The following is a 23711-nucleotide window of genomic DNA, read 5'->3' on the forward strand; positions in this document are numbered from 1 at the left end:
TAACCGCTCAGCCTTGATCGAGCAATTTTTTTAGTCTTTATATAGGTATGGGCACTGTAAAACTATGGGGATAAAACAAACTATCATGTTGACTGGAGACAATCAATTAACTGGAAATTCAATAGGAAAATCAGCAGGTATTACAAATATAAAAACCGATTTAATGCCTGCTGATAAACTAAATGCCATACATGAACTGCAGCAGCAACATGGACATGTGGCAATGATTGGCTATGGTGTGAACGATGCTCCCGCTCTAGCCACCGCAACCGTTGGGATAGCAATGGGCGGCGCCGGAACGGACACAGCACTTGAGACAGCTGACATTGCCCTAATGGGAGACGACCTAAAGAAATTGCCTTACACAATTGACTTAAGTCGCAAAACATTAAAGATAATCAAGCAAAATATCGGTCTGGCATTTGGATTAAAACTAGCAGCCTTAGCATTAACCATACCTGGATTGCTAACATTATGGATTGCCATAATAGCCGATATGGGGGCAACTTTAATTGTTGTATTGAACTCATTAAGGCTAATTCGATCCAGGTTTTAATAAAAAATTGCAGTTTCTTGAAATTCCCTTGTATTTTTATCTTTAATCGTGATATACTATTAACAATTATTGTTGTTCGGAAAATGATTAAGGCTATACCACCTTGAATTATGAAAGAGCAAGAATAGTAATAATGTGCAACAGAGCACTTGGAGGAAAAAAGAATGAATAACGGTACAGTAAAATGGTTTAACGCAGACAAAGGTTTCGGTTTCATCGAAGTTGAAGGTGGAGACGATGTATTTGTTCACTTTTCAGCAATTCAAGGTGAAGGCTTCAAAACTTTAGAAGAAGGTCAATCAGTTACATTCGATATCGAAGAAGGTAACCGTGGACCACAAGCTACTAACGTTGTAAAACAATAGTTGCTTTAAAAAAGCTCTTCCTACAGTGTAGGAAGAGCTTTTTTGTTTGGTATTTAATGTTTTTGCGGAGCGGAATTCGAAGCCTTGGTTTATGTTCTTGCTCTCCTGCCGATGTTCTTGCTCTCCTGCCGATGTTCCGCACATGAGAACAATCTATTTCCTTTCCTCCCGCATCTAAGCAAATCAAGCGCTTTTCTCTTACAACTGTACTATACTTGAATGTGCATGATAATTTAGATTATTCAATGAGGGGTGTTACTATCGAATATACAGCACTAAGAAAGACTGATTTAAAAATTTCCAAGGTTGGTATCGGTACGAATAAAGTCGGCGGGGCCATTTATTATGACCACACTGATCCATCGCAAGGAAAAAACTTTATTAAGGAAGCTATTCGATTTGGAATTAACTTCATAGACACGGCAGATATGTATACCGATGGACGCTCTGAAAAGCTCATTGGAGAAGTGCTTCGTGAAATTGATACAAAACGTGAGGATATTGTGCTTGCAACAAAGGGTGCCATTGAAAAGCTTCCAGATGGCACTACTAGAAAAAATAATAAACCATCCTATTTACGTTCCGCTTTAGAAACAAGTTTAAAACGGCTAAATCAAGACTACATTGATTTGTATTATTTGCACTTTCCTGATGATGAAACACCTATCTCTGAATCAGTCGGCGAATTAAGCCGGATGAAAGATGAAGGTAAAATAAAAGCAATTGGAGTGTCAAATTTATCTCTTGATCAGTTAAAAGAAGCCAATGAGGTTGCTGAAATCTCAGCCTTTCAATTCGGTTACAATATGCTAGATCGCACCGCTGAACAGGAATTGTTGCCATATTGTATTGAAAATAATATATCATTTATACCTTATTTTCCTTTGGCGTCTGGAATTTTAAGTGGAAAATACTCAATTAACTCTGCATTTGATGATGGAGATCCGCGCCAAAAACGATTTAAGGGGGAAGATGCACGTAAAAAGTTTGAAATTGCTGCAAGGTTAAATGACCTTGCAGATTCAAAAGATATCACAATGCCACATCTAGCCCTAGCCTGGCTGCTAGCTCAAAAAGGAGTCGATGCCGTTATTCCTGGAGGCAGACGCCCAGAGCAAGCACGAAGTAATGCAGAAACTGTTGATATAAAACTGTCTTTTAAGGATTTACAAACAATTGAAAGCATTTTGGATAACTAAACTTTTTCTTTAATAGATTAGAGCTTGGTATTTATTCCAAGCTCTCTTCATTTGGATGCTACTTTAACTACCTGTGTCCTAGCAGCAATATCGTAAAGAGTTTGTTTTTTCTTTGTGAAAATCGCTGTTAATATATAAGCGAAAATAAGTGCATAGATCAAGCCGCCGATCATGTAGTATAAAATAGGAATTTTATCATCTCCTAAAGCAACCATCCGATACACAAGGTAATGTGACAATTCCCATGGTATAAACTTTAAAATTACTCGATAAACTGCCTGCAGAACAGGAAGAACCTCCTGATTTTCATTGAAAACCTGGATCCCCATTTTCTTTTTCCCGAACGTTTGCCCAATTATTATGGAATCGCAGACAATAAAATAAAGTGAAATTGGCAATGTCACCATCATGAAACCAACAAACTGCGCTTTAATAAGTGATCCACTGAACAATTCCTGTATAGAAGGAAATAGAAACACTCCAAACACAACAAGTATCGCCAAATATACAAGAATAAGTAAGTAATCGAATAAAAACGCTTTAAATCTGTCCATAAATGTGGCATTCATAAACAAAGCACCCCACTTTTACTCTAAGCTTAAGCATTTCTTCATGCATGGTTATACCAGGATATCACCCTGTGTTTAATCTCTTTATCGTGTACTTCTTCAGCACTGAACCCTCCAACATCCACGACACGTACAAATTGTTCTTGCGCATCCTTAAGCTTTACTATACAGTATCCTTCAAGTATCGAAGGAATAACTTCTGCAATATTTTCATTAGCATATAACTCATAAATCTTTTCTTGATCCTGCTCCGCCAATGTCCAATTAACCGATGCCGGTTTTATTTCCACCCCATTGAAAATATCTAAATAATTGTTCGTTTTTTTATCACCAGCAGCTTCTAACGGAGTCATTTTTCCGTTAATTGCATTCAGCAGTTTTATTACCTCGGAAAAACCAATAAACAGCATTCCGGAGACAAATCCGCCAATTGTCCATGCCAAAAAGGTTGACCACACAAATCCATCATAAAAATAATCTGCATTTGCCAGGATTATTCCTAATAAAAACCCTACTACCATTTGAGCTACACCAATGATAAATAATATCTTAGCTACAATGTTTTCATTCATCTCTTATTCCCTCTCCTTCCCCAACTATTTATATTCGCCGGGAAACAATTACTTTCCTTCCAATAAAACACGTTATTTTACAAATTGCATCATTATTTTTATAGTTAATATAAACCTATTATACAGGAGGTACTTAAAATGACACGAATTGATTTTCCAAGGAACGGTTTTATAAAATTTGCAAAAGGACTTGATGAAAGGATAGTTGATGTCCAGCCCCATGGGTTTAACAATACCATCCATTGGCATATTGGACATGTTCTTGTAAGCACAGAGGGATTTTTATTTGGTTACCCAAAACAATCAGCCAATATACCGGAATCCTATCATGAGTTTTTCGCAACAGGAACGAAACCAGCTGATTGGAGCACAGATGCACCCAGTTTATCCGAGCTGATAGAACATTTGGAACAGCAGCTAGCAAGAATTAATAACCTTTCCGATGAATTTTTAGCGAAAGAAATTCCATTTACACTCCCGTTTGGCAATTTTAAAACGTACGAAGATTTATATGACTTTTCCATTTACCACGAATCTGATCATCTTGGTCAGATCAAAGCTATGAAACGCATTATCGAAGCAAAGTAATTTAAAAGGACGTAATTTTATGCAAAAGTATATTGTTATCGGTGCCGGAATTTTAGGTGCGACAACTGCTTATCAGCTCGCAAAATCCGGCGCTGAGGTCGTAATTATCGACCGAAATGAAAAAGGACAAGCAACCGATGCAGCTGCAGGCATGATTTGTCCATGGCTCTCCCAGCGCCGTAACAAAGCCTGGTACAAACTGGCCAAAGGCGGCGCCCGTATTTACCCTGAAATTATGGAGGGGCTCCGAAATGATGGTGAAAAGGAAACGGGGTATGCGAAAGTTGGCGCAATCAGCCTGCATACAGACGAAAAGAAATTAATCGCTATGAAAGAACGCGCAATCGAGCGCCGTAAAAACGCCCCAGAAATTGGTGAGATAACACTGCTTGATCCACAGGAAACGAAGGCGTTGTTTCCGCCATTAGCAGAAGGATATAGTTCTGTTCATGTAAGCGGAGCAGCAAGGGTTGATGGACGTGCATTACGTAATGCTTTGCTAAATGCCGCTGCAAAACATGGGGCTACGATCATGAATGGCAATGCAAGCCTTTTACATACAGGTAGACATGTTACTGGCATAACTGTTTCAGGCAAAACGATAGAAGCAGACACTGTCATCGCCGCGTCAGGTGCCTGGATGAACGATTTGCTAAAGCCGTTACACATACAATTTAACGTGTGGCCGCAAAAAGGACAAATCATGCATGTACAGTTAACCGATACGGAAGTTAATAACTGGCCGGTTGTCATGCCGCCTAACAATTTAAATCTGCTGGCCTTCAACGATAATCGTATTATTATCGGAGCGACCCATGATGACAATATGGGGTTTGACAATCGTGTAACAGCAGCTGGAATACATGAAATTTTGTCAAAAGCATTACAGGTTGCACCTGGATTGGCTGAAAGCATGATACTGGAAACTCGCGTAGGATTCAGGCCCTTTACACCAGGCTTTCTACCAGTTATCGGACCACTTCCAGGGTTTAATAACCTAATACTTGCGAACGGGCTAGGAGCTTCCGGACTTACAATGGGACCTTATATTGGATCTGAGCTAGCCAAATTAGCACTTGGCAAGGAAATGGAAATTGACATAAACGATTACGATGTGGCAGGTGCAGTTGAATAGCTGCAGCTCAATCCCACTATTTGAGTGATTAATTCCCATCATGGATAGGGCTTGTTATACATTGACTAGTCCCTATCCTGTGGAATTTTTTCCTTAACCTGTTTTAATGTCGCTACTATAAGAAAACTAACAATCACTAGTAAGAGCCATGAACTCACTTTTCCAAGATGGACAAGACTCCATGCTTCAGTTTGATATGGATATTCCCAAGCCCCGAAGAACGTTGCTATATTTTCGGCAACCCATATAAAAAATCCGATGAGTACAAAGGAAAGTGCTAGTGGCATGCGGTAACGGGTTCCATTTACCTCGTATGTTACCCAGGATTGCCAAAAAACGATTATGACAAGTGCCGATAACCACCACCTTACGTCAATCCAAAAATGGTGAGTGAAAAAATTTAAGTAAATCGCTGCCGCAAGAGGTACAACCACTAAAAATGGCGGCCACTTAAGAAGTTCAACCCTCAATCTCCTCCACGCCTGACAAAGATAACTCGCTACACTTGCGTACATGAATCCGCTATACAAAGGCACTCCGAAAATCTTGGAATATCCATCCTCAGGGTAAGACCAGGACCCCATATGAACTTTAAAAATTTCAAGCGCAAGACCAATGAGGTGAAACAGTGTGATAACCTTAAGTTCATCCCGTGTTTCAAGCCCGGAACGCACCATCCAGACCTGCATCAGAAGGAAGATGAGGAGAAGCCAATCATACCGGGGCAGAAATGGTAGTGGCAAAATTTGTGTAATAGCTAAGGAAGCAAAAATAACGACAGGAAACAAACAAGATAGGGCCTGCTCCCAACCAAAACAAACAAGTTGTGTTATCGCTCTAACAATTTGTGCCTTTAATGGTCTCCTTTGATAATCATTCCGAATGGTTACATTCATAGCCAACTCCCCTTTTATGCATTTGATTCCTTGAATTTAACGGAAACAGCACGTATCCGAAGACGCTACAAAATTGTTTTCACTAGGATAACGTGACTGTGTCCTAGGGTTGCGCACCCGCCCTAGTGATCCAGGATTACTCTTAATAAGTCAGGAACAACACTTTATCCCTAACACTGTTCAATACTCCAAACTTAAGGATCTTCATCATCAGCCTTGTATTCTAAAATATCCCCCGGCTGGCATTCTAAAGCCTTACAAATCCCCTCTAATGTTGATAATCGAATCGCTTTCGCCTTTCCATTTTTCAATATAGAAAGATTAGCCATCGTTATTCCTACCCGCTCGGAAAGTTCTGTAACGCTCATTTTTCTTTTAGCCAGCATCACATCAATATTGATTATAATAGCCATTTTTTCACCTCAGACTGTTAAATCATTTTCTGATTTTATTTCAATCGCTTCATTTAAAAGCTTTTGAAGAACTGCCGCAAAAACTGCAATCACTATCGATGCAAAAATAATGATCAGCCCAAGTACTATAATACCGGGGGCGTCATCTTTTTCCGCGATAAGATATAGAAGCGGCAAACCTGCCAAATATATGATACTGATTGTGATTGCACAGTTTTTAATATCCTTTAAAGCATTTACAGAAATTTTAGAGAAAGCAATGCTCTTATCAATATAACTTAATAGTTTAAACGCTTGAAACAGCGCATAGTAAAAAGGTATTGCTGCCCCATACATAACTATTAAAACAAGAAATTCCATAAAGGCAATATCTGGGTATAATTCCCCCGCATAAATCGCTATATTGGGGACCACAAATATGCACAGAGCAAGAATCGGAATTCCAATAAGAATAACTGCTATCTTCAAAAAAACTGTCGACCCTCGATTCATAAAAACACCCCACTTAGTTAGTTTGATTCATAAAAAGAATAAGCTAATCAATTATTTGTATCTGCTGCACTAAAATCATAGACACTCTTTTAATTCATGGTCAGACCATTAATTCATTTTCTGATTTTATATCGATCGCTTGTTTCAATAGATACTGAAGAACTGCGGAAAAGACCGCTATAACAACCGAAGTGAAAATAATAATAAACCCAATTAGCGCTATCCCAGGATGCAATGCGTTTTGTGCCATCAGAAATATACAACCTATTATCGAAAATGAACAATACTTTATATAATACAGTGATCTAACAGACAGCTCTGAGAAAGCGATATTAAAATCAATACAGCGCAAAAGTTTCAAAGCATGATATAAAGCAAATAAAAATGGAATTAATGTAATATACATTCCGATTAAAACGGGATATTGCAAATGAGCAAGCTCAGGAGCTAATGCCGCCGCTTCATTGGCTAGCCATGGTAACCAGAATAAAGATAATATAAGTACCATAAATCCAATAAACGAAACAGCCACCTTTAGAAAAAGTGTAGATCCTTGATTCATAAAAAGCACCTCACTAAATTCATGTTAAACTAATTTTAATATACTTTTTATCGTTTTACAATAAATAATTACTAATTAACATTATATTATTATTGTTTTTATACAAAAATATGAAGCATTCCTTTACAAGAAATGCTTCATATTTTAGTTATAATTAATTCTTGGTAATTTAAGTAACATCATAATCGTGCCTATTATTTACTGTATAGCAATTTAGAGAGCCATAATGCACAATACGCATATATTTCCTTCTAAAAAAGCTGGCAATATTTCTATCCGTATTCATTTCAATGCATTGACTACAGCCTTGGCAGCCTGCGCAATGAGTTCATCGTTATATGTGGCATCTTCTGTATCACGGCTGGAAAGAATTACAATAACAATGGGTTCCCTATCTGGCGGCCATATAACAGCAATGTCATTTCGTGTACCATATTCCGCGGATCCAGTTTTATCACCAACCTCCCAGTCCTCAGGCACACCTGCACGAATCAATTTATCTCCAGTAGTGTTTCCACGTAGCAACTCGGTTAAAATCTTACGTTTGTCAGCAGCAAGCAAGTCACTTACTGCAAAATTCTTTAGACTCGTGGCCATTGCTTTCGGGGTACTTGTATCACGGGAGTCGCCAGGAACAGCTTCATTCAAGTCAGGTTCAATACGGTCAGCATTAATAACGTTATCACCAATCTGCCTCATTGCTTTTTCAAATTTTTTCGGACCCCCTAATTCTTCAAACAAAAGATTTGCTGCTGTGTTATCACTGTATTGAATAGCAGCTTCAAGGATTTCCCTTAGTGTCATTCCTGTATCAACATGTTTCTCCGTAATAGGAGAATACGTTACCAAATCATCTTCTGTAAAAGTTATAAGTTTGCCAAGTTCATCAATTGACTTCTGCTGCAGCAAAACTCCCGCAGCCAGTGCCTTAAAAGTGGATGCGTAAGCAAAACGCTCATCCGAACGATAGGCAACCGTTTGATTCGTTCCAGTATCAATAGCATAGACGCCAAGCCGGGCATCAAATTTGCTTTCCAGTTTGGCAAAATCCTTGTCCGTACTAGGCTCTGCTGCTTTGTTGTTCCCTATTTGGGATTGGCCCTTATCTGAATTTTGTTCTTTCGTACAACCTGCTAATGCAATCAGGGTGATCAAACAAATTAGTATGGTAATTTTAAAATTAAGTTGCAGCGTGGTATTTATTTTTTTCAAAATCGTTACCTCCAGAAAGTAAATGTTTAGTTGCAACTAAATATAGGACTACACGTGTAATACAATACTACATTTGTAATCTATTCCTGTCAATTATTTTCCCCATACATAAAATTCCATATTTATTTCAAATCCAGTAGTTTGATAATGGAGCAATGACATGATAAAATTTACATATTACATTTGTAATATGTAACTCGTTCGTTTTCAAGTATACGGAAAGAAATGGAGACGATTCGCATGACCTTTACGAATTTTGTCATAAGTTTTATCGTGTCTTCTTTTACCATTGGAATCATTATGCTGCTAAAGAAAATTTTTCACAAACAATTATCAGCGAAATGGCAATACAATCTATGGTATTTCTTACTGTTTGCATTAACACTGCCATTTCTGCCAAACGATTTAATTAATATTGGAAGTCATTTTAATTCACCTGATAGTAATCAAAGCTATAACTTAAGCCCTTCTAGTGCTGCGACAGTGGAAGCTCACGGGAATAATTTAAATTGGATGAGGGACTTTACGTTATCTGTACAACGTTTTAGTCCCGAATTTTTGAATAGCCTTACAGCTGGTATTTGGATCCTTGGCATGATAATTTTAATTGTTTTAACCATACATGCGTGGTTAACATTGAACACCATTAGAAGCACAACATCTCAGCTAAAAAATAAGAAAGTTCTTCAATTATTTGTTCAATGTAAAAAAGAATTGAATATATCCGGAAAGTTGATTGTAGGGGAATCACGGCATGCTAAATCCCCGATGACATTTGGTCTATTGAAAACCTATGTCGTGCTACCGAAGAATTTTGACGAATGGCTTTCCATGGAAGATATAAAATATATTTTCTTGCATGAGCTAAATCACTATAAATATAAAGATATTACAACAAATTATCTGATGGTCATTTTCCAAATTTTATACTGGTTTAATCCACTTGTTTGGTTTGCCTTCAGGGAAATGAAACTGGATCGCGAAATCGCCTGTGATAACGCTGTATTGCATTCATTGGAAGAGGATTGTTATGCCAAATATGGGAATACAATTATTAATTTTGCTGATAAATCGTCAAAACTTCGTGGTTTCGCGTTAGCAAATCAATTGAACGGATCCAAAGAACAACTTAAAAAACGTATTCAAAGAATTGCAGCCTTTTCAAAGGAATCAAAGCTATTAAAGATGAAGAGTATAGCGGTCTTTATGCTTGTTGGAGCACTAGTATTTACTCAGATCCCACTCGTTACTGTCATGGCAGGTGATAATGATCGTTACGATTTTAATAGTGAGCGGGTTATGTATGAAGATTTAAACAACTATTTCAACGACTATGCCGGAAGCTTTGTCATGTACGATAAGCATGCTGATCAATATCATATTTACAATAAAGATCAAAGTGAGCTAAGAGTGTCCCCGGATTCCACTTACAAGATCTATAGTGCATTGTTTGGATTGGAATCAAGTATTATAACAACTAATAATACTACATTGAAATGGGATGGTGAGCAATATCCTTATACATCCTGGAATACAGATCAGGATTTAACTGCTGCTCTGACAAATTCAGTAAACTGGTACTTTCAGGAATTAGACAAAAGACTTGAATTGGATACAATCAAGGAAAATTTGAGAAAAATTGATTATGGTAATTACGATGTTTCTGGAGGGGTAAAACAATTTTGGCTGGAGTCCTCTTTAAAAATCTCTCCTATCGAACAAGTGCAATTATTGAAGAATTTTTATACCAATCAATTTGGATTCCAGGAGAAAAATGTGCAAACCATCAAAAACGCCCTTCTGTTAGAAGAAAAAAATGGCGCACGTCTATCAGGAAAAACAGGTACAGGTACTGTAAACGGCAAGCAAATAAATGGTTGGTTTATTGGTTATGTAGAAACCGGAAATAACACTTACTTCTTTGCGGCAAATATACAAAATGAAAATAAATCATCTGGAAGTAAAGCAGCGGAAATAACCTTATCGATACTTAATGATAAAGGTATTTATTAAGATCTATATAGAGTCATTTGAATGAATGGATTTGTAAAGGAGGATGAAAATGTCAAGAAAAGTGCCCGATATTTCAGAAGCAGAGTGGGAGGTAATGAACGTACTTTGGGAAAATGCTCCACTATCAGCCAACGAAGTCATTTCATTCCTGCAGGAGAAGATGGATTGGAAACCGAAAACCGTACGTACACTTTTGGATCGTCTGGCCAAAAAAGAGGTGATCGGTGTAAATAGGGACAAAAAGGTCTTTACGTTTTTCCCGCATTATGCACAGGATGAATGCCAACACGCCAAAGCACAATCCTTTATCCAGCGAATTTATGGCGGTACACTAAAATCCATGCTGGTCCAGTTCATCCAGGACGATTCATTATCAGAAAAGGATATTAAGGAATTACGCACGATTTTAGATGAGAATCAAAAAAAGTCTTAGGTAAATAGTAGCCCTTTTTTTCTTCATGCTAAAAAAGGGCATATTCTTTTTTCCGCTTTTTAAACTGACAAAATGCTATCTTGCATCCAAACAACTTCATCACTTTCAACAAGCGACTCAATTGTTTTTAAATGGTTAGACTGTGTAACTATTTTATAAACATCAGCATTCCCTTCAGATATGCTGATGTAGTCTCCGTCAACATGCACATACAAGCTTTCTGTCGAAAAGTGATCTTCTTCAACCTGATTAGTAGTAATTATTCTTAACGTATAATCCCAATAATCTCTAAAACCCGTTTCTTTTTTTAGTTCCACATCTGAAAAATCCGCTAGAATACGATTGATAAGATCTTGATCCCTTATCGTTGCACTTGCTTCTCTCTTTGGTAAAGTGCCCGAAAAATCATTGATATCAATTGTGATACTTCTCACAGTACTTTCTTCATTCAGTTGATCAGACACAACATCTTGGAAAGTTGTATATTTCATTTTTTCGTTTATAAAAAAGACTCCATAAATACAAAGCATACCAACCGCAATTAATATAACTGGAATGATAAATTGCTTGGATTCCTTGATATACCTCCATTCCATAAATGATTGAAAAATAGAAAACACTAATAAAATGCATGTTACAGTCCATATAAAAGCTTTTTCTGAATCTATAAAAGTAATCATAAAGCCAAAACTGACTACCAAAAGTATGGTCATTCCAAATATGTATATCTTTTTACCATCTGTATCCGAAAGTTTATTTCTATTTTCCTTAAACAGCCACTTGCTTAATTTGATATTCAAAAAGTTTAAGGCAAACACTATAAACAGGATTGCTATCCCCATCGGTAACCTCCTTTCGATAGACATTATGCTTATACTGTATAATTTACCTCTTAAAATTTAGTAAAAAGACCAAATCATGCAGTGATTTGGTCCATTGAGGTTGTCTATTTCCTATTCTATTTAAATGCCTCAGTTAAATTCGTAACAATTTGCTTCTTGCGTGATACGACGCCTTTTAACAATGCACGATTGTTTTCTAACGTAACATTAAATGCTTTTTCCACATTTTCTTTCGCTTTACCAAGTGCCATAGCCTCGGAATCATTATTTAAAATATCCGTAACAACAAACAGGAATAAATCAAGATTCTTGCCTTCAATCGTTTTGTTAATTTCCGTTTCCAATTCTTCCTGATGAACGAGAACTGCATTTGTATCAACAGCATTTACCTGTGCGATTTCTACTTTTGATCCATTCATTTCAAATTCCTTTGCGTCCATTGAAATGAGTTCTGCCATTGATTTGTCGCTTAAATCCGCTCCAGCCTTAAGCATATCCAACCCATATTGATCAAGGTCCACACCTGCAATTTCTGCTAATTCATGAGCTGCTTCAACGTCTTCCTGGGTACATGTCGGTGATTTTAGCAGCAATGAATCGGAAATAATCGCTGAAACAAGTAATCCTGCAATTTCCTTTGTGATAGCAACATCATTTTCCTTGTACATTTTCTTTAAAATTGTTGCTGTACAGCCAACAGGTTCAACACGGAAATATAATGGCTCTTTTGTTTCAAAATTTGCGACACGGTGATGATCAATAACCTCAACGATATGTGCCTCTTTTATGTTCTCAACACTTTGCTGGAACTCATTATGATCGACTAAAATAACATCGCTATTTTCAGGAACCTCTACGATTAATCGTGGTTCTTTTACATTGAAATAATCTAATGCGAATTGTGTTTCTTTGTTAACTGCACCCAAACGAACAGGCTCTGCTTTTACACCTAATTCATTTTTTAAATGTGCATATGCAAGTGCTGCTGTAATTGTATCTGTGTCCGGATTTTTATGTCCAAATATGAATGTTTTTCCCATTGTAACTCTCCTATCACAATATAAATTAATGTCTTTACTCTTTATACCAATTATAATAGACGATTGCAAAAGAGAAAAGCACTTCCACTCGAGGTATAATAGTTAATGCCACTGCTACCGACAAAAAACCCCGCATCCAAAATGCGAGGCTTCACTATTTAACGATCAACACAGAACAATTAACACGTTTCGTTACCTTATGACTGACACTTCCCAAAATAAACTTTTGCAAATTATTAAGGCCGTGGCTGCCTATGACAACACAACTTATTTTCCCTAAAAGCTTAAACCGTAATTAACTTTTGAAACATACCATTATAAACCATAACAAAATCGAATAAAAACGTGGTCATTCGCTGGATGCTTCATTTTTCTTGCTTATTCTTCTTTTTTCTACATAGTCCATTATTAGCGGTGAAATCATTACTAATTTATGGTTAAAAAATCAAAACCAAATTCAGCCTTTTTGGCCAAACTGGGTTTCCTATAATAATACAACATAATGCAATAACCTAACTTTCCTTTTTCCTTGCTAGTTTATTTCTATCTTTCGTTCCTGGGGGCTGCTCAAGCCAACCATTATTAATCATAATATCTGCACCTTTTTTGGCATATTTCGCAGTTTCAAATGACAATCGTTCATAATTCACAACCAAATCGGTGCGTTGACTCGCTGATCCAGCAGCTGCATAGTTGCCAATACCTGCAGATGCAATAAGTGACATATGAAACATTAACAATTTATCCGAAAATGTTTGTGTTGTCGATTCACTAACACTTATATCAGGCAATCGCGGCGTTTGGATGTCATTATCCAGCAATGTTTGTGAAAAGATTTTGATATGCTTTTGTGAGATTTCTTTTCCGCGGAGCATATATTCTTGTATTTCTTTTGCTGGTGAAGTTTGTGCAAAAGCAAGGCATAGCTTTATCCCCATGGAATTAGTCAATATGTTCATATACAAATGGGATATTTCAACCGTATTTAATGGACGCTTTTCACTAAACGGATTAAGCCCATTAAAATAGCTTTTATCATTCACATAGTCTGTTTCTTTTGGAACCTCAATATATGGATGTCTTGAAAATATACCCTTTGCCAAAGCAGTATCCGCAGATTGATTATAAAGTTCAGCTGTTAAGGATAATCCTTGTGTAAAGTATTTTCGAATGTCCTCTCTTGCACACATTGCCAAAAATCCACTGTACCCAAGCATCCCGACCTTTGCCATTTGATTTACATATGTCAGGCAAAAAATATCAGAGAAAAGCCAAGGTGCATCCATATTTACATCCCTATCAGAAAAACCATTCGGTATTGCAAACGATTCCTTATCAAAAATATGTTCTAATTCCTCAAGATGGGTGACGGAAATATCATACGCAGTCTGTACGACAGATTTTATCTCTGGGTCTTCCATATATTTCAACATAAAGTTCAGAACCAGTCTGGACATGCTATCATTCATATAGGCTGTCCAAAGTGAGGCAATTTCTGAAGATGTAAGGTGTGTGCTGTCATGCGTCATAATTTAATAAACCTCCCTGTACAAAGGTACTTCTTATAATATCTACTATTTTAAGAAAAATATACGAAAATCCTTAAGTCTTTGTATATGTTTCAGTGGAAGTCATTTATGTTCCCCTTTTACGCAACTTATCATGTCGTTTGCTAATAGAGCCAGATTTTATACGTTTACTTGTAAAAGTTCTTTCCCCTTGCCGCATAAATCATAATTACTTCTTCATACAGTAGTTATTAGAAAGGACAAGAGGTGTGGTGAATGACGTTTCCTTTATTTGTTGTCTTGTTAACCATTTTTATGCTTGCCATGCTCGTAATTGGTCAAACGATTTATTATCGAAATGAAATCACTAAAATGAGTGGCATGATGATTGCAATGGGATTAGGAATGAGCGTTGGTTTAGCTGTTGGAATTATTATGGGAATTATGTACTCAGGGACACTATTTATTTCAACAGTCTTAGGTATGACGATAGGTTTTACTGCAGGTTTCTTATCCGGGATACCAATTAACATGATTGCTGTACTGGATGGTATGCTAGCCGGCATTATGGGTGGTATGATGGGCGCAATGCTTGGATACATGATTTCGCCAGAATATAGTGATGCTATTGTTAAAATTATGTTTATGCTTTTCATTGCAACCAGCCTGATTCTTCTCTATATTGTTCAAGAAGAAGTAAATAAAAATCGTTCCCTGTTTAAAAACCTCTTTATCATAACGATATTGTTTCTAATCTTTTTAGTTGGATTTAATCAAACGGGACCAATATTTCAAGATATGAATGGTAATGAACAACACGAAAAAAAACACAGCTAATAATTAATTTTTCTCAGCCTTCCAGCTCTCATCACCGTTATCTTCAATTATCCCTAATACAACATCCGCAATTTCCGGAGCTCTGAGCAGCTTGTCAGATAATGTAAACTTAATATCATCCGCTTCTGCCAATGTTAACCCCTTTTTCAATTCAACTGTAGCTTCAACATGGTAGGAACGTCCCTCCTGCAATACCCTCATTTTATAAATATCTACAACAGATTCATCCTCAAGCAGGGCATCGGCTATCTTTTTTTCAACATCTGCAGGTGCAGAGACCCCGATAAGTCCAATCATATTATCATATCCAACCCGAAAAGCTACGAACAACATAAGAATTCCAATTATAATCGAAATGACACCATCGGCTCGAAGTATACCGAAATATTGCGCTAAAACAATTCCAATAATCGCAAATACTGCACTTGATGTCGCAACCATATCCTCATAAAAAACCAATCGTGTAGCCGGAGATGCTTTACTTGCACTCTTAAAAGCATCAAATAAGATAAACCCCTTACTCTCCGTATCCGATTCCCTTGTAATTTCCTTCATTGCCTTAATTAATATAAATCCATCAACTAGAAAAGCGGCAACAAGGACACCAACATTTAACCAAAAATTCCCCGACTTCTCAGGGTGAAGGATTAGTTCCCAGCCACCTTTTGCCGTTTCATAAGCCATTACGGTTACAACAATTACTGCAATCATGCAGAAAATATTAATGATTCTTCCAAAACCTGTTGGAAAACGCTTTGATGGCTTCATTTCAGAAAGTACGCTGCCAAAAAAAACGAATGCCTGGTTTACGGTGTCCGCTGTTGAGTGCATAGCTGAGGCAAACACGGAACCATTACCGCTCACTATTGCTGCAACAAACTTTAAAGCAGCAATTAGCGCATTCCCAAGTGCCGCAAGTCCTGAAGAAACATTTCCTTTTTTTACAAGTTCGATAAAACGCATGTGTTTGTCCTCCTGCACGTTGTTGGTTTATGTTTTGATGATAAATATATATTTATACGATTGATTATGTAATTTAAAATTTGTTATTTCAGGTAAGGTAATAATGAATCCAATGTTTTTTTTAGTCTATCGGCCTGCAGCTGATATAGCTTTTTTGCATCTGGATCATCAGTCTGTAAGGAGAAGCTCTCTAAATCAGCCTGTACTTTTTTAAGTGATGCCGAAAGTAATGGTTTTTGGATTACTTGCTGCTGTTGTATTTCATCATTGTATAAATCAGCATATACATTTCCTTTCGAATCAATCTGCGCTAAAAAGACATCCTCGAATGTGGTGGCACCTTGTTTCATAATCTCACCTTGAAGCCATTTGTCGGAGTATCCTAACGATAATAGCTCTTCCTTCAATAGTTTTCCATCTGAAATTACGATTGTAGGGCTATGTTCTTTTTCAACGGCAAGGCCAATTAGATCTGGAGTTATCGGCTGTTGTTCGGTCTTTTTCATCACACTTACCTGACCGTTTGTTTCCATGACTGCCATTTCAACATCAGAAACCTTGAATATATTTTTTTCCCTTAACGACAACATTAGTTCATCAACAGACATATGATTTTTACTTAGATTCTTTTCCTGCACTTTACCATCCTTGATTACAATGGAAGGGGTTCCATCTGTCACATGACGAAATTTCATCGATTTTAAGCCTAATAACCCTAGTATTACAGGAAAAATCCCCCAAACAAGCAGCCCCATAATCCCGTTTGAAATTTTAATATTTTGATCAACTGCCATAGCAGCCGCTATTGAACCAATCGTAATACCAACAACATAGTCAAAAAAAGTCATTTGGGAAAGTTGTTTCTTACCCATTATTCTTGTCATAACTAACAGCAAAAAAAAGGAAATGGTTGACCGAACTAAAGTCAAGATAAACTCCGGCATCTTCTCGAACCTCCATTTTCTATTCGAATGCAATCCTTTTATATTATTGGACATAATAAAGATAAACATGCAGGAGGTGTTTATTTTCATGGGAAAATACGTGAGAACTTCCATCCTTATTGTCATGATTTCGCTGTTGCTGGTAGGATGCCAGGGAGAAAAAGAATTTTATAAAAAAATTGATGATATCAATCAGTCTGTGGAACAAGCCGACTGGGAACAAAGCAAACGTAAGATTAAGGCATTAAAAGAAATGTATAAAGAAGGAAAATGGAAGTTACAGCTGCTAGGTGATGAAGCGGAATATGAGGGAATCAATGTTGAAATGGAAAAACTTAAGGAAGCAGCTGATGCAAAGGACAAGACACAGATTAAGGTAGGCTTAGGTACGATTCGCGGACATTTACATGACATATATTCGTTTTAATACTTAAAAGGAAGGAAAATAGCTTATGACAGTAGCAAATCAAGTAAAAGAAGCATTAGGAACGTTAATAAGTGCACAAGCAAGTCTTGAACAATTTACCCAGAAAGCTCAAAATGAAAAGACAAAACAAATTTATTCAAACGCTGCAGCTGAAATTAAAGATATTATTGTACATCTTGATAATCGGCTCACAACGATTGAACAGGAAGAACCTCAATACCGGAATTTAGAACACTAGACTTCCAGCCCTTTATTAGTGCTGGCTTTTTTATTAAATTTACGATCAACTATTTAATTCGGTCACATTTTCCTAAAAGGGCTATTGATCGACAAAATAGTAATTAGCTGCTGATTTAGCTCTTGGATAGATGTCTCATATCCCTGTCGATGCCATTCGATTAGTATTCCAAGGATAGCATTTGTCTGATAGCTTATTAGATAGTCAACTTTAATTGATTTATCTAATTCCAGATAGCTATCATCTATGGACATTTGCATAAACGATCGTACTGTATCAAACAGCTGATAATAGTACATCATCGGAATACGCTCATCAAAGATAATTTGATAAAAATCCTGATATTTCTTTACATGATGAAATATCTTGATCATGTCTGCCTCGATATGCTGAATATGAAAGTTCGTCTTATGATAAGGTTCCTCATAAGCATGTCTAAAATCTTCAACAATTACCTCTAAATAGTGTTTAAAAACGTCATGGACGTTTTTATAGTGGGAATAAAACGTTCCACGATTAATTTTTGCTAAGCGGCAAAGCTCTGCGATTGTAATCGATTCCAATGGCTTCGTTTTTAACAGGGTTAGTAAAGCATGGCGTAAACTTTCCTGTGTTTTTAAAATTCGTAAATCCTGTTTCAAATTTTTTTCACCTCAACCTGAACACTTTTAAATATAAGTGTCTATTATCCAACATTAATTGTATTTTCCGTTGTTTGTACATCTTTTCCCTATCCAGTATAATAGTTAATGTACACATGTTCAATATCTTATTTAAATAATTTGGGAGGGAAATAGGATGAAATTAAAAGACAAAGTGGCTATCGTTACCGGTGCAGCTTCAGGAATGGGGAAAGCGATTGCAGAATTGTACGCTAATGAGGGTGCTAAAGTAATTGTTGCCGATCTTAACGTCGATGGTGCCGAAGAAGTGGTTAACAGTATCATTGATAATGGTGGAGCAGCAAAGGCTGTTCAGGTAAATGTCGCTAAACAAGAGGACATCGATAACATGATTGATACTGCCGTAAATGAATATGGAACGTTAGATATTCTCGTAAATAATGCTGGTATTATGGATGGATTTGAACCTGTTGGGGATATTCTTGATGAACGCTGGGACTTAATCTTTGATATTAATACAAAAGGCGTTATGAGAGCGATGCGCAAGGCAATTCCAATTTTCTTGGATAAAGGAAAAGGAGTTATCGTGAATACTGCTTCGACTGGCGGATTAAATGGTGCCCATGCGGGTGCAGCATACGGTGCCTCAAAACACGCGGTCGTTGGTCTTACAAAAAACACTGGCTATATGTACGCACAGAAAGGTATCCGTTGTAATGCAATTGCCCCAGGCGGTGTGGAAACAAACATTGCATCTTCCATGAAAAATGTTAATCAGTTTGGCATGGAACGCACCAAATCCGTACAGTCCGTAATACCTAGAGTAGGACAGCCTGAAGAGATCGCACAAGTGGCTTTGTTTTTGGCATCCGATGAATCCAGTTTTGTGAATGGTACTGTAATTACTGCTGATGCTGGTTGGACAGCAGCTTTTTAAATAAAATTCTAACACCGAGGCTATCACTAGAAACAGCTATTTAGTGATGGCCTTTATATTAATTATTAACTGAGGGGGTACTAGGATGACAAACTAAAAAGAAGGTGCCTCCCCAGGGTCAGCACCTTCATTCTTTCTTTATGAAAATAAATCCTTAAAACGAGCCCAAACTCCTTTTTCTTCCTTTTCTTGCTCTTTAGGCATTTCCGGTTCCTCTTGTTTAATACTTTCCGTTTTTAAGACAAATTGTACCGAATTAACGTTTTTGTTTTTAGCAGAAACAAAGGATACGGCTTCAAAATCGGATTTATCATAATCGTCCATCATTTGATCAATTTCCTCTGTCATTTGTTTTGATAAATCTTTCGTGGATTGGTGCAATTGTGCTGTACCATCATGAAGTTCACCAACTCCATTTTCTAATTTTCCACTGCCTTCAGCAAGGTCACCAATTCCAGTATTTAATTCCTGGTAGGAAGTGGATAATTGGTGCACTACTCCCGTATAATCTACCAATCCCGAGTGAAATGTTTTATAGTTGGCGGATAAACTAGCTATCCCTTCCTGTAATCGAGCAAACCCTTCCATGCTATCCATGTTTTCTAAAGAAGATGATAGTCCATCCGCCATGGCATCCAAATTATTGGCCATTTTGCTAATTCCATCAATCGTATTCTCTAATGTTATATCAACTGAATCAAAACCCTGTTTCACCCCAGCGTAAGTGCTTTTCGCAGCTTGTGCAGCATTATAGGTTTCCAGGAGTTTCTCTACTGCTTTTTGATCTGCATTACTGTTTTTCAATGCTTCTATTTCTTCAGTCGTAACACCTGCAGGAATGGCTTTTATTGCTGCATTCAGTGTACCGTAAGCCTTTTTATAATTTTGTTTTAGAGTTGCCAAACCATCTGCAGTTTTGTGTAAACCACTAGAAATTCCAGTGAGTCCTTCGTCTAACTCTTCCATTCCACTTAGATCCATCCCTTCAGCATTACCGAGGGATTTACTCAATGCGGCAAGAGCCTCATCAATGGCTTTGGACCCATCAACCAGTTCAGAGGAAGCTCCATCAAGGCCAGTGATTCCATTTTTGTATTGCTCCGAACCGTTGTGTAATTGCGAGACACCATTAGTTAATTCAGAGACTCCACTGTTCAGTTCTCCGACACCATCATTCATTTCAGCAATGGCGCCTGTCAGGGATTTCATATCACTTGTCATTTCATCTACATCTGGTTGATCAACAGACATCGTTGAAGGAACACCCGTGATGTTGATGCCGTCTAACTCAAATTCATCTACATCCGCTTCCACAACTAATTCCGCCTCATCCTCAGGCATTACGGTAAATGTTACTTGTTTATTCTTTCCAGCATTAGCAACCATTCCGTCTTCCGCCTTGATGTTGCTGGCAATTTCCATATCGAGCGTAAGAGAAATTTGCACTAAATAGTTTTCATAAAACGTCGATTTATTCCCTTCATTGGCAGAAGTCTTGATATGAATTTCCACATTTCCCTCTTTTCCAGCAAGATCCTCCGGAGAAATTTCCTTGCCGTCTAAGAAATACGAAATCGCAATATCCCATGGCAGGGCAGCGTCATTCATATTCCCCTGATAATAAAACTTCCCTTCAGGTGCTGTAACCTGTACCATATTGTCCGTTTGTTTCATATCTGATAAATCGGTCAAGTTCTTTAGACTGGAATAAGTGCCGTAATCAACAACCTCTCCAGCCTTTGTAACGTCCAGCGTGTTCACAACATACACTTCCTGCCTGTCACCAGTGGCGCTAAGCGTTGCATACACCACTTCATCCTTTGACGAAATTTCCCCATCCTTCTTAGCTATCGATTCCTTCGTCTCACTGTCATTTGAAGAAGCTGTTACAAGAAATGACGGCAAAACAAGGATAACAGTCGCCAATACAAGTAATATTTTTCTCCTCATCATCATTTCTCCTTAAAAAAGTTTGCTTTCCATGTTGTTTTTTCTATAAGTCTATCAAATACCAATAGCATGGCTGGCAGGAATAACACAACCATAATAAAGGCAAGTAATGCACCACGTCCCAGCAATAATCCGATGGACGAAACGATCGGGTTAGACGAGGTCATCCAAAGAATAAATCCAACACTTGATAAAATGGAAGCAGAAATGGCAATCGAGAAAATTTTCTCATCGATCGTTTTCTTAATTGCTTTAAGTGCCGGCATTTCTTTTCGGTTTTCTTTATATTCTTCCGTCAGCAGAATACCATAATCAACTGTCGCGGCGAGCTGTACCGTACTGACAATCAGATATCCTACAAAAACCAGTGAGGAATTTGTAAAATAAGGAACTGATAAATTAATCCATACAGCCGACTGAATCGTCAGCAGAAGAATGACAGGTATAGATATTGATTTAAACGTGACCAATAAAACAATGGCAATTGTAATAACGGTTAGTAAATTAACAACTGTATTGTCCTTTTGAACGACATTTTTCATGTCATACAATGTCACACTTTCTCCCAGTGAATAGAACGCATCACCATAATAACGTTCAGCTGTATGCTGGACATCTTCAATTAATCCAAATGCTGTATCTCCTTCAGTATCTGTATTTGTTTGAAGTATGATTCGACTGTAATTTTCGGAATAAAACTGTTCTGTCACAGATTGATCCAAATACTCAGGTGGAATTGCTGCACTGACTGTGTTGACATAGGACAGAACACTTTTCACATGCTCGGTATTCTCCAAGTCCTCCACTAATTCTTCTTCTTTCGCAATGTCCCCTTTTGGAACGAGCAGGACCATAGAAGTATTCTTTCCAAATTCTTCTTCAATCTTTACAACATCACTGCCAGCACGTGTTGATTCTGGCTGTTCACCGATTCCATAAATGAAATTAGTTTGACCCTGTGCTAAAAATGCAGGTACAAGGAGAACAAATACTAGAATCAAACTAGGTATTTTTAGCTTCATCACGCCATTCCCAATATTTTTAAAGCTTGGGAGTAATGGCCTATGCTGCGTTTTATCAATCCATTTATAAAACATAAGGGTCAACGCTGGCAGAAAGACCATCACACTTATAAAGCTTAATAGTATTCCTTTAACAAGATTGAGCCCTAAATCCGAACCGATCTCAAAATTCATAAATGACAAGGCAATAAAACCAAAGAAAGTGGTCGACGCACTTGCTGCAATTGCTGGAAATGATCGCTTCATCGCGAGCTTCATTGCCTCTTTTGGATCAGCTGCCTTTTGTCTGTAATCAGAAAAACTATGAAGCAGAAAAATAGCATAATCCAATGAAACCGCGAGCTGTAAAATCGGTGCCACTGATTGTGTAACAAAGGATATTTCTCCAAGAAAAATGTTCGTTCCTAAATTAATCAAAACCGAAACTCCGATAGCCGTTAAGAAAAATACCGGTTCAATCCAAGAATTGGTGGAAAGAACCAAAATGATAATAATAATCGGTATCAATAATGCTGCGGCATACATCGTTTCGGTGAAAGCCATCTTTTGCTGAGTCGCTGTATTTAGCGCCTCCCCTGCTATGGCGTTTTCTTCCCCAATAAGGTCATAGATGGCATCCGTTACCTCCACTTCATCTCCCTCACGGATACTGAAGGAAAATAACGCATTATTGTCCCTATAGTAAGATTCCACTGTATCCCGATCAGCCATTTCGATGGGGGTTTTTATATCAATGGCGTCATCTAACCATGTAACATCCGACACACCATCAATGGATGCAAGTTGATCCTTGTAATCAAGAGCTTCTTGTATGGTAACATCATTAATCATTACTCGCGTATTCGGTACAGCTCCATCAAATTCCTGATCCATGATGTCCATTGCTGCTGTTGATTGTGCATCCTCTGGCAGGTAATCTACCATATTGTAGTTTACAGCTACCAAAAACTGAGCAATGGTACTGATTACTGCAATGATTAAAAATGTAATGACAACAGGTTTTTTATGTTTAATAATTCGTGATGCAATGCTTATAATAGTTCACCCTCTCTTGCGTACTTAAAAGCGGGAGCGACCGGTTGACGACTAGTAGATTCTTGCACGTATAATACGGTGTACGGTATGTCGCATGGAAGCGGCAATTTTAACTGAACATACCTTCACAAAAAATAAAGGAAACCTAGAGAGCGAAGGAAATTCACTAGTCGCTGGCGCTGCAGCTAGACATATTAATAATTCCACTATATCATTATATAAAACACGGTGTTGCTTTTACAACAAACAGTTTTACAAAATACGTACATTTCCCAACACAATAGATTCTTGTGTTGGGAAATGTGAAAAATTTTGGAGGGATTCTTATTACTTCTGATAA

General features: G+C 37.5%; 25 protein-coding genes and 2 pseudogenes. 11 read left to right on the plus strand and 16 right to left on the minus strand.

Annotated features, from left to right (window positions below):
- Nucleotides 1–64 precede the first annotated feature (64 nt).
- The 3 genes and pseudogenes from IEV74_RS18755 to IEV74_RS18765 form a co-directional block, all read left to right on the plus strand.
- A pseudogene (locus IEV74_RS18755) lies at nt 65–556 on the plus strand (HAD-IC family P-type ATPase); the annotation flags it as partial.
- Between the two features lie 164 nt (nt 557–720).
- Nucleotides 721–921 (plus strand): cold-shock protein, encoded by a 201-nt coding sequence (locus tag IEV74_RS18760; RefSeq protein ID WP_188456891.1) that lies wholly within the window; start codon nt 721–723, stop codon nt 919–921.
- Nucleotides 922–1181: 260 nt separating this feature from the next.
- On the plus strand, nt 1182–2120 hold the full coding sequence (locus IEV74_RS18765; RefSeq protein ID WP_188456916.1) for an aldo/keto reductase: 939 nt from the start codon (nt 1182–1184) through the stop codon (nt 2118–2120).
- Nucleotides 2121–2167: 47 nt separating this feature from the next.
- On the opposite strand, the gene IEV74_RS18770 is transcribed toward IEV74_RS18765, so the two are convergent.
- Both IEV74_RS18770 and IEV74_RS18775 read right to left on the minus strand, forming a co-directional pair.
- Nucleotides 2168–2674, minus strand: a complete 507-nt coding sequence (locus IEV74_RS18770) for an RDD family protein (protein ID WP_229683255.1) — start codon at nt 2672–2674, stop codon at nt 2168–2170.
- A 56-nt stretch (nt 2675–2730) separates the two neighbouring features.
- On the minus strand, nt 2731–3261 hold the full coding sequence (locus IEV74_RS18775) for a hypothetical protein (RefSeq protein WP_188456893.1): 531 nt from the start codon (nt 3259–3261) through the stop codon (nt 2731–2733).
- A 138-nt stretch (nt 3262–3399) separates the two neighbouring features.
- Here IEV74_RS18775 and IEV74_RS18780 point away from each other — a divergent pair, with 138 nt between their 5' ends.
- Entirely contained in the window at nt 3400–3849 is a 450-nt protein-coding gene (locus IEV74_RS18780; protein ID WP_188456894.1) for a DinB family protein, read from the plus strand.
- A gap of 19 nt (nt 3850–3868) precedes the next feature.
- Entirely contained in the window at nt 3869–4984 is a 1116-nt protein-coding gene (locus IEV74_RS18785; RefSeq protein ID WP_188456895.1) for an NAD(P)/FAD-dependent oxidoreductase, read from the plus strand.
- A 65-nt stretch (nt 4985–5049) separates the two neighbouring features.
- Here the strand turns inward: IEV74_RS18785 and IEV74_RS18790 are convergent, their stop codons facing one another.
- The 5 genes from IEV74_RS18790 to bla form a co-directional block, all read right to left on the minus strand.
- Nucleotides 5050–5880 (minus strand): DUF817 domain-containing protein, encoded by an 831-nt coding sequence (locus IEV74_RS18790; protein WP_188456896.1) that lies wholly within the window; start codon nt 5878–5880, stop codon nt 5050–5052.
- Between the two features lie 194 nt (nt 5881–6074).
- Entirely contained in the window at nt 6075–6293 is a 219-nt protein-coding gene (locus IEV74_RS18795; RefSeq protein ID WP_188456897.1) for a helix-turn-helix domain-containing protein, read from the minus strand.
- Nucleotides 6294–6302: 9 nt separating this feature from the next.
- Complete coding sequence (locus IEV74_RS18800; RefSeq protein ID WP_188456898.1) at nt 6303–6785, minus strand: DUF2975 domain-containing protein; 483 nt, start codon at nt 6783–6785, stop codon at nt 6303–6305.
- Between the two features lie 100 nt (nt 6786–6885).
- Nucleotides 6886–7347 carry a DUF2975 domain-containing protein gene (locus tag IEV74_RS18805; RefSeq protein ID WP_188456899.1) on the minus strand — a complete coding sequence of 154 codons (462 nt, stop codon included), beginning with the start codon at nt 7345–7347 and terminating at the stop codon, nt 6886–6888.
- Between the two features lie 282 nt (nt 7348–7629).
- Nucleotides 7630–8538: a class A beta-lactamase gene (gene bla / locus IEV74_RS18810; protein ID WP_373284373.1), complete on the minus strand. Its 909-nt coding sequence runs from the start codon at nt 8536–8538 to the stop codon at nt 7630–7632.
- A gap of 261 nt (nt 8539–8799) precedes the next feature.
- Between bla and IEV74_RS18815 the strand changes: the two genes are divergently transcribed.
- Nucleotides 8800–10572 (plus strand): BlaR1 family beta-lactam sensor/signal transducer, encoded by a 1773-nt coding sequence (locus tag IEV74_RS18815; protein ID WP_188456900.1) that lies wholly within the window; start codon nt 8800–8802, stop codon nt 10570–10572.
- Nucleotides 10573–10621: 49 nt separating this feature from the next.
- Entirely contained in the window at nt 10622–11005 is a 384-nt protein-coding gene (blaI, locus tag IEV74_RS18820; RefSeq protein ID WP_188456901.1) for a penicillinase repressor BlaI, read from the plus strand.
- Between the two features lie 59 nt (nt 11006–11064).
- Here blaI and IEV74_RS18825 read toward each other — a convergent pair whose 3' ends face one another.
- The 4 genes and pseudogenes from IEV74_RS18825 to IEV74_RS18840 form a co-directional block, all read right to left on the minus strand.
- Nucleotides 11065–11847 (minus strand): DUF4181 domain-containing protein, encoded by a 783-nt coding sequence (locus tag IEV74_RS18825; protein WP_188456902.1) that lies wholly within the window; start codon nt 11845–11847, stop codon nt 11065–11067.
- 116 nt (nt 11848–11963) lie between these two features.
- Complete coding sequence (locus IEV74_RS18830; RefSeq protein WP_188456903.1) at nt 11964–12887, minus strand: manganese-dependent inorganic pyrophosphatase; 924 nt, start codon at nt 12885–12887, stop codon at nt 11964–11966.
- Between the two features lie 154 nt (nt 12888–13041).
- Nucleotides 13042–13161 (minus strand): annotated as a pseudogene (locus IEV74_RS18835) (universal stress protein); the annotation flags it as partial.
- Between the two features lie 238 nt (nt 13162–13399).
- The gene (locus IEV74_RS18840; protein ID WP_188456904.1) at nt 13400–14416 is read right to left on the minus strand and encodes a DUF3231 family protein; all 1017 of its coding nucleotides are present in this window, start codon (nt 14414–14416) and stop codon (nt 13400–13402) included.
- Nucleotides 14417–14671: 255 nt separating this feature from the next.
- On the opposite strand from IEV74_RS18840, the gene IEV74_RS18845 reads away from it, so the two are divergent.
- Entirely contained in the window at nt 14672–15232 is a 561-nt protein-coding gene (locus IEV74_RS18845) for a hypothetical protein (RefSeq protein WP_188456905.1), read from the plus strand.
- A 3-nt stretch (nt 15233–15235) separates the two neighbouring features.
- On the opposite strand, the gene IEV74_RS18850 is transcribed toward IEV74_RS18845, so the two are convergent.
- Nucleotides 15236–16195, minus strand: coding sequence for a cation diffusion facilitator family transporter (locus IEV74_RS18850; RefSeq protein WP_188456906.1), 960 nt, complete (start codon nt 16193–16195; stop codon nt 15236–15238).
- Nucleotides 16196–16278: 83 nt separating this feature from the next.
- The gene (locus tag IEV74_RS18855; RefSeq protein ID WP_188456907.1) at nt 16279–17139 is read right to left on the minus strand and encodes a DUF421 domain-containing protein; all 861 of its coding nucleotides are present in this window, start codon (nt 17137–17139) and stop codon (nt 16279–16281) included.
- Between the two features lie 88 nt (nt 17140–17227).
- On the opposite strand from IEV74_RS18855, the gene IEV74_RS18860 reads away from it, so the two are divergent.
- A complete protein-coding gene (locus IEV74_RS18860) occupies nt 17228–17566 on the plus strand; it encodes a DUF4363 family protein (RefSeq protein ID WP_188456908.1) in 339 nt (112 codons plus the stop codon).
- A gap of 25 nt (nt 17567–17591) precedes the next feature.
- Nucleotides 17592–17804, plus strand: a complete 213-nt coding sequence (locus IEV74_RS18865) for a DUF1657 domain-containing protein (RefSeq protein WP_188456909.1) — start codon at nt 17592–17594, stop codon at nt 17802–17804.
- Between the two features lie 62 nt (nt 17805–17866).
- Here the strand turns inward: IEV74_RS18865 and IEV74_RS18870 are convergent, their stop codons facing one another.
- Nucleotides 17867–18445: a TetR/AcrR family transcriptional regulator gene (locus IEV74_RS18870; RefSeq protein WP_188456910.1), complete on the minus strand. Its 579-nt coding sequence runs from the start codon at nt 18443–18445 to the stop codon at nt 17867–17869.
- A 157-nt stretch (nt 18446–18602) separates the two neighbouring features.
- On the opposite strand from IEV74_RS18870, the gene IEV74_RS18875 reads away from it, so the two are divergent.
- Nucleotides 18603–19364: an SDR family oxidoreductase gene (locus IEV74_RS18875; RefSeq protein WP_188456911.1), complete on the plus strand. Its 762-nt coding sequence runs from the start codon at nt 18603–18605 to the stop codon at nt 19362–19364.
- Between the two features lie 138 nt (nt 19365–19502).
- Here the strand turns inward: IEV74_RS18875 and IEV74_RS18880 are convergent, their stop codons facing one another.
- Nucleotides 19503–21314: a coiled-coil domain-containing protein gene (locus tag IEV74_RS18880; RefSeq protein WP_308419021.1), complete on the minus strand. Its 1812-nt coding sequence runs from the start codon at nt 21312–21314 to the stop codon at nt 19503–19505.
- Nucleotides 21315–21316: 2 nt separating this feature from the next.
- On the minus strand, nt 21317–23260 hold the full coding sequence (locus tag IEV74_RS18885; protein ID WP_229683257.1) for an efflux RND transporter permease subunit: 1944 nt from the start codon (nt 23258–23260) through the stop codon (nt 21317–21319).
- Between the last annotated feature and the right edge of the window lie 451 nt (nt 23261–23711).

Source organism: Virgibacillus oceani, assembly GCF_014638995.1.
Taxonomy (GTDB): domain Bacteria; phylum Bacillota; class Bacilli; order Bacillales; family Amphibacillaceae; genus Virgibacillus_E; species Virgibacillus_E oceani.